The sequence below is a fragment of the Leptospira venezuelensis genome (assembly GCF_002150035.1).
GTDB lineage: Bacteria > Spirochaetota > Leptospiria > Leptospirales > Leptospiraceae > Leptospira_B > Leptospira_B venezuelensis.
Genome location: NZ_NETS01000007.1, coordinates 360,039 through 372,845 on the forward strand (window position 1 = coordinate 360,039; position 12,807 = coordinate 372,845).

At 39.9% G+C, this 12,807-nt stretch carries 9 protein-coding genes; all 9 read left to right on the forward strand.

The window, feature by feature from the left end; translation table 11 throughout:
• Window positions 1-42: 42 nt before the first annotated feature.
• The 9 genes from B1C82_RS03715 to B1C82_RS03755 all read left to right on the forward strand — a co-directional run bounded on the left by B1C82_RS03715 (window position 43) and on the right by B1C82_RS03755 (window position 12,781).
• Window positions 43-1,638, forward strand: coding sequence for a lipoprotein LipL71 (locus B1C82_RS03715; RefSeq protein ID WP_086446255.1), 1,596 nt, complete (start codon window positions 43-45; stop codon window positions 1,636-1,638).
• 144 nt (window positions 1,639-1,782) lie between these two features.
• On the forward strand, window positions 1,783-2,655 hold the full coding sequence (gene nadC, locus B1C82_RS03720; protein ID WP_086446256.1) for a carboxylating nicotinate-nucleotide diphosphorylase: 873 nt from the start codon (window positions 1,783-1,785) through the stop codon (window positions 2,653-2,655).
• A 3-nt stretch (window positions 2,656-2,658) separates the two neighbouring features.
• Window positions 2,659-4,692, forward strand: coding sequence for a RelA/SpoT family protein (locus B1C82_RS03725; protein WP_086446257.1), 2,034 nt, complete (start codon window positions 2,659-2,661; stop codon window positions 4,690-4,692).
• A 116-nt stretch (window positions 4,693-4,808) separates the two neighbouring features.
• Window positions 4,809-6,647 (forward strand): extracellular solute-binding protein, encoded by a 1,839-nt coding sequence (locus tag B1C82_RS03730; RefSeq protein WP_086446258.1) that lies wholly within the window; start codon window positions 4,809-4,811, stop codon window positions 6,645-6,647.
• 14 nt (window positions 6,648-6,661) lie between these two features.
• On the forward strand, window positions 6,662-7,729 hold the full coding sequence (locus B1C82_RS03735) for a hypothetical protein (RefSeq protein WP_086446259.1): 1,068 nt from the start codon (window positions 6,662-6,664) through the stop codon (window positions 7,727-7,729).
• A 248-nt stretch (window positions 7,730-7,977) separates the two neighbouring features.
• Window positions 7,978-9,399, forward strand: a complete 1,422-nt coding sequence (locus tag B1C82_RS03740) for a flavin-containing monooxygenase (RefSeq protein WP_086446260.1) — start codon at window positions 7,978-7,980, stop codon at window positions 9,397-9,399.
• 215 nt (window positions 9,400-9,614) lie between these two features.
• On the forward strand, window positions 9,615-10,916 hold the full coding sequence (gene purB / locus B1C82_RS03745) for an adenylosuccinate lyase (RefSeq protein WP_086446261.1): 1,302 nt from the start codon (window positions 9,615-9,617) through the stop codon (window positions 10,914-10,916).
• Window positions 10,917-11,681: a Rossmann-fold NAD(P)-binding domain-containing protein gene (locus tag B1C82_RS03750; RefSeq protein WP_086446262.1), complete on the forward strand. Its 765-nt coding sequence runs from the start codon at window positions 10,917-10,919 to the stop codon at window positions 11,679-11,681. It abuts the gene before it with no gap.
• Entirely contained in the window at window positions 11,678-12,781 is a 1,104-nt protein-coding gene (locus tag B1C82_RS03755; protein WP_086446345.1) for an AraC family transcriptional regulator, read from the forward strand. The genes B1C82_RS03750 and B1C82_RS03755 overlap by 4 nt, the downstream gene beginning before the upstream one ends.
• The last annotated feature ends 26 nt before the right edge of the window (window positions 12,782-12,807 follow it).

Consider the following 12,807-nt stretch of genomic DNA (forward strand, 5'->3'; position numbering starts at 1 on the left):
GTAAGGCATTTTTTTAACGATCCTCTGGCTGGTGCAAAATAAATGAAAACTTTTCGAGCTATATCGTTCCCATCATTGGTACTGGGAGTTTTAGGATTCCTAGTTGCCTGTGGGTCGGAACTACCCGTAAAAGAATTAGCGGAAGCAAAAACCGCTATCACTCGCGCAAAAGATGCAGGCGCAGAAAGATACGCTTCCGGAGAATTCGAAGAAGCTCGTAAAAGTCTTTTGACCGCTCATGAAAAAGCTTCTAACGAAGACTTAGGCGAGACTAAGAAAAGTGCTGAATACGCAAAAAGTAAAGCGTATGATGCATTAGAAAAATCTTATCCTCAATTGACTGAAGAGTCCAAGACACAAGCTAATACCGCTATCAATGAAGCGGATGAGGCTTATGCTTCTCAACTCGCTGCAGAACCTTATAATAATGCAGTAGAGCTTAAGAAAGAAGGGGACACTCTAAGAGATAATGCTGATCGCACTTTGGAATCCTATCCTAAGGAATCCGGAGACGACGCAAAGCTTAGAACTCGTCTTGCTGCTTTCGATCAGTACGAACAAAGTAATAAAAAATATCTGGAGTCCAAAAAGGCAGCAAGTGATGCTAAATCTTTGGCTCTTTCCCAAAAGCAACAGCTAATCGATTCTCTTGCAGATATCGAAAAAAATCTGGATGATGCGGACAGATATGCTGGCGGCCAAGACCCAGAAGTTTCTCAAACAAGAGAACGTTTGAATGCTGCTAAGGCAAAAATCGACGAAGGAAAAATCAAAGAAGGTTATTCCGAAATCGATGATATCCGCAAAAAATCAGCTGAACTAGTAGCAAAAAATATCCAAGCTTACGCTCTCAAGAAGAAGGTAGAAGCAAAAGATTCTATCGGAAAAGCTAAGGATAAACTCTCTGGAATCGATCAGTCTAAACTGAAATCCAGCAAGGATCTCCAAACCTCTTACCAAAGAGCTGACGAGAACTTGAAAGCTGCTGATGAGTCTTTAGTTTCTGCAGAAGAGTTATATTCTTCCGAAAAATACGAAGATTCTATTGGTAGATCCGAAGAAGCGATCAGACTTTCTCGTATCGTAGTAGATCAGTCTGATGATATCGCTGAAAGATTGCGCACTGGATCTTCCGTTGCGGGTCGTAAAGGTGATGCGGGAGATTCAACTTCTTCTACCAAAAAAGGAGAAGATTCAACGGCTTCTTCTTCCGGAGAACTTCCTGAAGGCTGGAAAAAATACGTAGTTCGTAAGAAAATTCCTGCTGATTGCCTCTGGAGAATTTCCGCTTACAAACAACATTACGGTACTTCTAAACTTTGGAAACGTATCTACGATGCGAATCGCGGTAAGATCAAAAATCCAAACTTGATCTATCCTAAACAAGTATTGTTAATTCCGCCTGCAAAAGGATCTACTAAATTCGATCCTAAAAAGGCTCCTAAAAAGCAGACAGGAAGTGATAAGGTAGAAGCTTCTACACCGGAAGAGAAGAAGGAAGAGACAACCACGCCTCCTTCCTCTTCGACTTCTGAGCAAGAACCGGAAGAAGAAGAGTCTTCTACTCCGGCACCTTCTACAGAAAATGAGCAACCTTCTGATTCTGGTGAACAGGAAAGCGACGAAGAAGCTCGTTAATATAAGTCTAATATTTTAGCAACTCTAACAAATATGAGGCTCGGATTTTTCCGGGCCTTTCTTTTTTACGAAGTATGAAAATTTCGAATTCCGCTTGATCCTCATTTATTATCCGAAACAGTTTTACTTAGCGGTGAATTACAAGTGAAGAGGGCTTATACTAAGCCTATATCAGAGACGAGCGCAGCGGATTATTTTCCCCTGGCTAAAATGGCATGGGACGAGGATTGTCCTGACCAAGATATAACGTCTGTTTCCTTATTCTCTCCAGATCAGAAGGCGATCGCATATTTAAATGCAAGGGAAGAAGGTATTCTCTGCGGCAGCGGTGTTGCTGAAGTTCTCTCCAAACTTTCCGACGGAGATTTGCAGTTTAACTTCTTCTTTAAAGACGGAGAAAAATTCGTCAATGGAGATAAAATCGCAGAGATACAAGGCAGTCTTCTCTCCATGCTACGTGTAGAAAGAATCCTTCTAAACTTCCTACAATATCTTTCCGGCATTTCGACTTCGACTCGAAAGGTCGTGGATCAGTATGGGCCTAAGGGTATAATGATCCTGGATACCAGAAAGACTCTACCTGGTTATAGAAAACTTGCAAAGTATGCTGTGTACTGCGGCGGAGGTTCCAACCATAGATTGGATCTTTCTGAAATGGCAATGATCAAAGACAATCATTTGGCTTTATTCGGATCTGCAAAAATCCCTGTGGGAAAAATTAGATCTAATTTTCCCGGAAGAATGGTGGAACTGGAAATAGATTCCTTGGACCAACTGGAAGATGCACTTGATGCGGAGCCAGATGTTTTACTGTTAGATAATTTTAATATACCTGATACACGCAAAGCTTTCCAAAGGGTAAAAGAAAAAAATCCTAAAATTCTAATAGAATGTTCCGGAAGGATTACTCCGGAGAAGCTGGACGCATTGTCTGAATTTCCTGGAGTAGGAGTGAGTATGGGATATCTGACTCACACTACCAGGTTTTTGGATCTTGGTTTGGATATAAGGACCTAATACATGGGATTTGTTAAGGCTCCAGCTACCAAAGAAATGTTAATGGAAGGGGTTCGGGAAACTATGGGTCCCGAAGCTCTGGAAATGATCGAGAAGGCCTATAAGGTCTCCGAAGATTCTCACCATGGGCAGTTCCGTCTTTCGGGAGAACCTTATATTGTTCATCCTCTCCAAGTAGGTTTTATTTTATACGAGTTAGGTCTAGATGAGAAGGTAATCTCTGCTGGGATCCTTCATGATGTGATCGAAGATACGAAATACACAAGAGATGATATGGTCCGAGATTTCGGAACTGAGATAACTCAGCTTGTGGAAGGTGTAACTAAAATTTCTCAGATCAAAAGCCAATCCAAAGAAACGGAAGCTGCTGAGAATATTCGAAAGATCATCATCGCGACCATCCAAGATATTCGGGTTATTTTGATTAAACTTGCAGATAAAACTCATAATATGAGGACTCTTTCTTTCCAACCGCCCGAAAAGCAGAGAAGGATTGCAAACGAAACTCTTTCTTTATACGCACCTATCGCCGGAAGACTCGGTATCTACTCAGTCAAATCCGAATTAGAAGATTTAGCATTCCAAGTTATCTTTCCGGAAGAATACCAAGATATTAAAAAGCGTATAAGCGCTAAAAAATCGGAAAGAGAAGATTATATCGAAAAACTTCAGCTGATCTTGAAACAGAGACTCGCCGAAATTCAGATCAATGCAAATGTAGAAGGAAGAGCAAAACATTTCTTCTCTATCTATCGTAAAATGAAAACGAAAGAAAAAACTTTCGACGAAATTTTCGATCTAAGAGCGATCCGTATTGTTACAGACGAGATCAAGGACTGTTACGGAGTATTAGGAATTGTGCATACACTTTGGTCTCCTGTTCCAGGTAGATTTAAGGATTATATCGCAACTCCTAAAACAAATATGTATCAATCACTTCATACGACTGTGATTGGTCCCGACGGAAAACCTTTGGAAGTGCAGATCCGTACCGCAGAGATGAATGCGATCGCTGAATTCGGGATCGCAGCTCACTGGGTATATAAAGAAGGTAAAACCCATGCTAACGAAAGACATCTAACCGTGAAATGGTTGGAAGTCCTTCAGACCTGGCAGGATTCCGCTCTAGACCCTAAAGAATTTTTAGAAGAATTAAAATACGATCTTCATGAGGATGAGGTATTCGTTTTCACTCCTAAAGGGGAAATTATACAACTTCCAAAAGGTGCAACGGTTCTTGACTTTGCATTCAGGATCCATACAGATGTAGGTTTGCATTGTAAAGGTGCTAAGATTAATGGTAGAATGATTCCTCTTCGTACTGAATTGCGTAGTGGGGACCAGGTAGAAGTTGTTATCGACAAAAGATCCAAACCTTCCCCTATTTGGCTTCGTATTGTTAAAACTCCTTCTGCGAGACAAAAGTTACGCGCTTATTTTAGAAAACTTAGAGAAGAGACAAGTAAGGATTTGGCGCAAGGTGCTGAGAGTGCGGCGGAACTCACTCTTAACGCAGAAGTATTAGAAGAACTTAAGCGTAAACCTTCTGAAAAAGTTTCTAAACAAACTCAGGCACAAGGACAAGTTGCAGGCGGGAAAATTTTGGTCGCGGGACTAAGAGATATTCCGGTTCGACTTTCGGGATGTTGTTCTCCTCTTCCTGGAGACCAGATCATTGGTTTTGTTACTAGGGGACGAGGTGTTTCTGTTCACAAAAAAAACTGCAGCGTTGCTTTAAAACAAAGAGAAGAAGAACAACTCAGACAGATTACAGTGGATTGGGACTACGGACAAACGGAGCCGGTTCCAGTTCGTGTAGAAGTTAAAGCAAAGGATCGTCAGGGAATTTATTTGGAGATGGTAAAAAGTATCTCCGGAACCCAGACAAATATTCTGGAAGCAGGAGCTTCTACAGTGCAAAAGGATACTTTGATGGCTCGCTTCATGATAGAAGTGGAACATTTGGACCAATTGAAGGAGATCCTCGACAATTTAAAACGTATCCCAGACGTAGTCTTTGCTCATAGGGTAAAATAAGGATTAGCTATTAGGCTTCTCCTTTTATCTTTTCATCGAAAATTTTACATTTAAGTTTGCCTGAAATCGGGTTTTCCCGGAAGCTTTCGAACACGAACATTCCTAAGAGGTGTGCTTTGAACCTTGCTCTAAAAAATTCCAAATTCCTAAACATTTGCTATTTTACACTTTTATTATCCGTAATTACTTTCTTGTCCACCGGCTGTAAAGAAAAGGAAGAAGTCCAGATTTCAGTAGCGACTGAAGATCTCCCTTGGGAAGGAGATCCGAATAGTATCCCGGAAGCATTGAGAAAGCCGAATCCTTCTGTTTCTCCTAACGCAAAAAGGGGAGGGATCTTCAGGATCTATAGCCATCAGTATCCTAAATCTCTGAACTGGTATTTGGAAAATTTCTCCACCACCGCTGAGATATTTGGTCAGATGTTCGAACCACTTCTGGAAAGACATCCTATTACACTGGAGCCTCTTCCTAAACTTGCTTCTTCTTGGAAAATCTCTTCTGATAAAAGAACATTCACATTCAATCTGGATAAAAATGCTAGATGGAGTGATGGTAAATCGATCACTGCTAAGGATGTATTGTTCACTTATGAAATAATCATGAATAAGAAGAATAATACTGCGCTTCACAGGATTGATCTTTCTCGTTTCGAGGCTCCTAAATTAGTGAATGAATACGAAGTGGAATTCACACAAAAAGAGATCCATTGGAAAAACTTCGAATTTATTGCTTATGATTTCTTTATTCTTCCGGAACATTATTATAACGGGAAAGATTTTAATAAGGAGAATTTTGAGTTTCCTGTGACCTCCGGACCTTATGAATTGCAATCCGCTAAAAAAGGGATCTACGTAAAAATGAAACGTAGAAATGATTATTGGATGAGAGCGTATCCTTTTTACAAAGGAAATGATAACTTTGATACTTTAATCTTTAAAGTATTCAATGACGATGCGGTCGCATTCCAAGCATTCAAAAAAGGTGATATAGATCTTTATCCTGTGTATAAGGCTGCGACCTGGGTCCAAGAAACCACTGGCGAACCTTTTGATAAAAATTATATAATTAAACAAAAGATCTATAATGATAAAAAGTCAGGCTTTCAAGGTTGGGCATTCAATATGAGAAGAAAACCTTTCGACGATGTTCGTATTAGAAAGGCAATCGCTCATTTAGTAAATCGTAAACTGATGGTGGATAAACTCGCTTTCGGAGAATACCAGCTCACCGATTCTTATTACGGTTCTGTTTGGGAAGAAGGACAATTACCAAATCCTTCGATAGATTATGATCCGGAAGCAGCGAAAAAACTTTTTGCGGAAGCAGGTTGGAAGCCGAATGCAAAAGGTTTCTTGGAAAAAGATGGACAGCAGTTCGTGATCCATATCCTGGAAAGAGATAGAAGTGTGGAGAAATATTTTACTCTATTTATGGAAAGAGTGAAAGAGTTAGGAATCCAAGTTACTATTGAAAGCACAGATCTTGCAAACTGGTCTGAAAGAATGGATAAATATGATTTTGATGTTACCTGGGCAGCTTGGGGAGCTGGAAGTTCTTTCCCGGACCCAGAACATCATTGGGATTCTAAATACGCAAATGAAAATGGGCAGAACAATTACAACGGTTTCAAAAATCCAGAAGTAGACAAACTCATTGAGCAGCAAAAAACAGAGTTTGATATTAAAAAAAGAACCGAAATCCTGAAGAAAATAGATAAGATCTTAACGAAAGAAGTTCCTTACGTTCTTCTTTGGGGAATTAAATCTACAAGAGTTCTTTATTGGAATCGATTCGGAACTCCTGAAAATCCACTCGCTAGATATTCTGGCGAGGGTGCAGCTAAGTCTTTATGGTGGATAGACGAAGAAAAAGATAAGGCATTGGAAAATTCTAAGAAGAATAAGACTTCTCTTCCAAGTTATAAAAGAGACTTGTACTACCATTCCAAATAAGGTTTGAGATTTTAATGGCAAAGAAGGGAAGATTCAGCGAATTCGGAGAGGCAATCCGAAATTTTTGGAACTCTCCCGGGATCCCCAGCTTTATCGAGATCCTGGAAAAGGGTCTTGATAAAGAATTATTTTTTGATCCGGATAGGGCGGATTCTCAGATCCCAAAAGAGGATCTGCCCATCGACTTCCGTCTCAGGCAATCTGGTTTTGCCAGAAAATTTTACGAAAAACTTTTTCCTGTATCTCACGTGTTTCGCATAACGCATAGATATGGTAGAGAATTTTTAGATAATTTTATGCCTCTCGCCTCGGAGAATTATATTGGAAGAGGCTCTTATAAATTTGTATACACACTTCCTTGGAACCAAGTAGTCAAGATCGGAAAATCTAAACTTCCATCGGATCCTATTTTTGGTTCTTTATATAAAGAGGTGCAGAATAACCTGGAGCGTTATTTAAAAGCGGAAGAAATCGGCTTAATGCATCATTTGCAAAAATCTGCTTGGGGAGAGTCCAAAAGAGACGAGATTCGTTTTAAATTCGCTCGTTTAGGATTGGAAAGACTTCATTATTGGAAATTAAAAAGCCTGATCCCCGATCTCGTACTTCCTACTAGATTCTTTATGGGTTTACGTTATAGGAGAAGTCCTTTCGGTGTTCCAGTGGTCACACTAACTCCTTGCGATAACCAGAATTTGCTGCCAGGAAAACATTTAAAAGAATTCATTCGATTGAATGAGAAAGTGAGACAAAATCCGATCCAAGATGCACTTTTCCCAAAATGGAAATTGAATTTTGATACTCATAGATTTGGAATTATCAATAAGTCTAAACTTAAAAAAATCGCTTTGGACTTTCACAGGGTTATAGAAGTGACTCGTTATCTTGCTTCCGAAGAAAAACTGATCTTCGATATTCATTCTGAAAATATCATTATTACTATCCCTGACTTTGAACTCAAAATTTTCGATTACCATGTATTCGATGAACATCTATATGAACCTAGCAAGGAAAACCCTTCTCCTGAAGTGGATCATATTAATCTAATCAAAGAGTTCGTGAGTTCCTTTGAACTAGGTTGAGAAGTGCAAAGTAAGATTTGTTAAATCTTTTTGAGCAAGTTTAGACTTTTTCTTACGCGAAGACTTTGAGAGATCTGTTAGAGATTTTAATCTGAACCCAAATATTTCCTAACATTCTTTGAGAATTTCTTATTCTCGGACTAGTTTTTTCTATTGGACGGAACCGAATTTTGTTTGACTTCTTTGTAGAAAGTGATCAATGATCATATATAAAAAAGAGCAATGATCACTTTTTTGTGAGGAGAAATATGAAAGAACAAGTCGAAACTTCTAGTTCCAAAGAAGTCCAAGATTATTCAGGATATTACTGTATAGTGGGAGCGGGACCTGCCGGGTTATCAATGGCGAGGTCCTTGAAATTGAAAGGAATTCCTTTTCACGTGATCGAGAGATATAAGGACGTTGGAGGGATTTGGGATATCGAAAATCCAGGTTCTCCCATGTATGAGAGCGCGCATTTTATTTCTTCAAAGTATCTTTCCAATTATGCGGATTATCCGATGCCGGAAGAGTATCCGGATTATCCATCCAATCGGCAGATATTAGCGTATCATAGAGCCTTTGCCAAAGAATACGATCTGTATCGACATATTAAATTTAATTCTTCGGTCCAGTCTATACGGCAGAAAGGAAACAAATGGTTGGTCACACTTACGACTGGAGAATCGGGGCTTTATGAAGGAATCATTTGCGCGAGCGGGATTACTTGGTCTCCGAATATTCCAAAATTAGAAGGCGAAGAAACATTTTCAGGAGAAGTGATACATAGCGTAAAATATAAAGATATTTCCTCCTTTCGAGGAAAGAGAGTGCTCGTTGTGGGAGCAGGAAATTCAGGATGTGATATCGCATGCGACGCAGGAGTTGCTGCAGACCAAGCATTCATCAGCGTGAGGAGAGGTTATTATTTTATTCCAAAACATATTTTTGGAATGCCGGCCGATGTATTTGGGGATAGAGCACATTGGATCCCAAACTGGTTTTCTCAGTGGGTATTAGGGGCGATTTTAAAATTGTTAGTAGGGGACTTAACTAAGATTGGTCTTCCCGCTCCCGATCACAAAATTTTTGAAACACATCCTATAGTCAACGATCAGCTTCTACATAACTTGCGTCATGGGGATGTAATCGCAAAAGGTGATATCTCTAGATTGAATGGAGAGTTCGTGGAGTTTAAGGACGGCACTAAGGAAAAGATCGATTTAGTTGTACTTGCGACAGGATACGAGTGGGCAATTCCATACATGGAAGAAAAATATTTCGAATGGAAAAATGGGCGCCCCGAACTCTATCTTACTCTATTTAATCGCAAGTATGAAAATCTTTATGCTCTTGGGTATATGGAAACCGATGGTGGGGCTTATAAAATGTTCGATGAAATGGCTAATTTGATTTCATCTTATATTGAGGCGAAACGAAACGGAAATAGTTCCGCTAAAAAATTCGAAAAGTTGATTCGGACAGATAGACCGTTATTAAACGGAGGGATTAATTATCTGAATACAGGTAGACACTCTGTATATGTGAATCAAGTCGCTTACAGAAAATATCGATCTATGATCCAACGTAAGATGAGGTGGCCGGAATTGAAACAAGGCCAGTTCGATATTTTAAAGAAGGTAGATCGTTCGATTTCTGCATCTGCTGATCTTGCGAGCGCGAATCGGTGAGCTCTTTAATGAAAGTATTCCCCGAGCCGAAAACCGCTCCGATTATAGAAGAAGGGGGAGTTTAATCGCGCAGATTAGAATGATTGGACATGTAGGAACTCCACATGTCCCGTTTTCCTTTAAACTCCGTGGTCTCTATGCGAGTCAAAAACCGTTTACGTATTGGCCCAGGATAAAAATCCTATCAATGGGGGTATTTCCCCAAGGAAACTGGAATGATTGATCGGTATTCGAATCCTGAGATCTCTAAAATTTGGGAATTGGAGAACAAATTTGATATTTGGAAAGAAATCGAAATATTGGCCACCGAAGCCCGGATGAAAAAAGGAGAGGTCCCAAAGGAGGACTTCGAAGAGATACGTTCCAAAGCAAGATTCAACGTGGATGAAATTTTGGAGATTGAAGCCAAGGTTCACCATGACGTTATCGCATTCTTAACTAATATGAATTCTTATATTGGACCGGCAGGACGCCATGTGCATTATGGCCTCACTTCCTCCGATATTGGTGATACAGCACTTTGCGTGCAGATGGTCCAGGCAATGGATTTGATCCTGCGAAAAACAGATCAATTGATTGAAGCGATCAAAGAGAAGGCAATTCAATATAGAGATCTTCCTTGTATTGGTAGATCTCATGGAATTCACGCTGAACCAATGACTCTTGGTTTGAAGTTTGCATTATTCTATGAAGAAATGAAAAGAAACAGGGTGCGTATGGCCCTGGCAAAAGAAGAAGTGGCCGTAGGAAAATTATCCGGTGCAGTCGGAACTTATTCAAATATAGAACCGGACATTGAAGAATACGTTTGTGAAAAATTAGGCCTCAAACCTGATCCAATCGCAACTCAAGTAGTTTCCAGGGATAGACATGCTGCTTATATGTCCGCGTTAGGCGTTACTGCGGCGAGCCTAGATCGTTTTGCAACCGAAGTTCGTCTTCTTCAAAAAACAGAAGGTAGAGAAGTAGAAGAACCTTTTTCTCCAGGGCAAAAGGGATCTTCTGCAATGCCTCATAAAAGAAATCCTGTGATTTGTGAAAGAATTTCTGGAATTTCAAGAGTGATCCGTTCTAATGTTTCGACTGCTTTGCAAAACGTAGCCCTATGGCATGAAAGAGATATTTCTCATTCTTCCGCAGAAAGGATAGTGGTTCCGGATTCGACGATTGCTCTGGAATATATTCTGGATAAGATGTTATTCGTAGTAAAAAATCTACATGTGTATCCTGACGCTATCGAAAGAACTTTGGGGACTACAAGAGGTTTGATCTTCTCTCAAAAGGTTCTTCTTCACTTGATTGAAAAAGGTGGGATCACTAGAGAAGATGCTTATGCGATAGTGCAAGGTCATGCAATGGCAGTTTGGGCAGATGTTTCTCAGAATCTGAAGACGAGACTTGCTGAAGATCCTAAGGTACAGAAGGTTTTGAAACCGGGAGATCTGGATTCGATCTTTCAAATTGCTCCTTACTTAGATAAAGTCGGATTGATCTATAAAAGACTCGGTCTGGAGTAAATGCCTAAGTTTGCAGTTTTCGGGCTGGGATATACCGGCCTACGGATTCTAAATACATTACGAAAAGAGAATACTGTTATTGGGGTTTCTCGGGCAACTCAAGCAGAAGGGTCGATTCTTCTGGATCTATCCGATGCAGCTGCGTTGGAAAATTTTCGTAAGGATAATGAAAATACTCGGTTTGACGCGAGCCTTATCACCTTCCCCGCTCAAAAATTAGAAAATAGAGATCAGGTTTTTGATACTCTATTCTCTATTTCTAAAACAGTTTGGCTGTTTGGATCTACCAGCATCTATCAAAGGGTTACATCTGATATCACTGAAAAAACTCCTTTAGATCCTGGGCATGATCGTTATGAAACAGAATTACGATTTTTAGAGAAGGGTGGTAAGATCCTTAGGCTTTCTGGGATTTACGGACCAGATCGGAATCCAGCAAACTGGGCAAGAAAAGGCTCGGTTAAAAAGACTAAACGACAATTGAATTTAATACATGGGGATGATATTTCAGAAGCAGTACGTTTACTTCTATCTTATCCCCAAAATGATCTACCTTCTGAGCTAATTTTATCCGATGGGCAATGGCATACATGGCTAGAGATCTTCCGATTTTTAGAAGATCATGGTAAGATCCAGGTTCTTCCCGAAGAAAAGATGGATAGAGAGGATAGTTTTATAGACAGCAGCTTGATCCGGAAATTTCTTCCTGGTTTACAAACAAAGGACTTTTGGGGAGAATTGGAAAAACTGGAAGAACTCATTTGATCTCACAGATCACGGACATATTACATTTATTCTGTCTTTCGAATTTAATCTTCATCATTGGACTATTAGGATGGAGGTACATTTACGATTTGAGAATACGTATTGCCGGAGGTTTTTCTTTCGGGATCGTATGCTATATCGTTCTTTCCTTGGATCCTGATCTAAAGATCCCTTATTCTATTCGCGTATTTTTATTTGCAGGTCTTATCAGTTTACCTTTTTTCTTCTGGATGATTAGCCTAGCAATCTTTGAGGATCATTTCGAGATTAAATATTGGTATTGGCTTTTACTTCTTAGTAAGGTTGGAGTCTCTGCTTGGTCAGTTTATCCTGTGTTAGATCTGATCAATATGAGAGGACCTATCGTTTCGGAAGCTGTTCTTGCTCATATTATAATTCCTACACTTCTATCCTTGGGCTTTGTTGTTGCTGCTATTATACGGATCTATTCAGGAAGAAAGGATGACTTGATTGAAACGAGAAGAAGGTTGCGTGAAGTCCATATTCTCATGACTGGAAGTGTCATCACTTTTAATATGTTCTCGCACCTGATCTTAAGAGGTCAGATCTTATCTGAAATTTTAGATTTAGCAAATGTGGTTTTTGCCTGGGGACTTATACTAGCATTCATGTATTTAGTCTTTGAATTGAAAGAAGGTCTCGTAGACCCGAGGCCTGAAGAGTCAGAGGACAAAGAAGAAAAAGCTATTTATGCCGATCCTGCCTTGAAGAAAAAACTAGTTTCTGCATTCGAAGAAACTAAACTTTATCGAAAGGAAGGTCTGACAATCGGGCAGCTTGCTGAAGATTTAGAAGTGCAAGAATACAAGCTCAGAAGGTTAATCAACCAGGCTATGGGCTTTAGAAACTTTCCAGACTTCTTAAATCGTTATAGGATCCAAGAAGCTTGCGAAATCCTTTTGGATTCCGGAAAGGATGAGATACCTATTATCCGTGTTGCTATGGACTTGGGTTATCAATCATTAGGACCTTTCAACCGTGCATTTAAAGAATTAACCGGGGTCACTCCAACCGAATTCCGTCGCAACCGCGGCAGGGATGGTGTTCTAAAAAGTACCGCCGATTTCGAAATCAGCTAGAGATTTTTAAAATTCAGATAGGCTTA

Coding starts and splice junctions, on each gene's coding strand:
- B1C82_RS03715 (WP_086446255.1), top strand. CDS start 43: ATGAAAACTTTTCGAGCTATATCGTTCCCATCATTGGTACTGGGAGTT.
- B1C82_RS03725 (WP_086446257.1), top strand. CDS start 2,659: ATGGGATTTGTTAAGGCTCCAGCTACCAAAGAAATGTTAATGGAAGGG.
- B1C82_RS03735 (WP_086446259.1), top strand. CDS start 6,662: ATGGCAAAGAAGGGAAGATTCAGCGAATTCGGAGAGGCAATCCGAAAT.
- B1C82_RS03740 (WP_086446260.1), top strand. CDS start 7,978: ATGAAAGAACAAGTCGAAACTTCTAGTTCCAAAGAAGTCCAAGATTAT.
- purB (WP_086446261.1), top strand. CDS start 9,615: ATGATTGATCGGTATTCGAATCCTGAGATCTCTAAAATTTGGGAATTG.
- B1C82_RS03750 (WP_086446262.1), top strand. CDS start 10,917: ATGCCTAAGTTTGCAGTTTTCGGGCTGGGATATACCGGCCTACGGATT.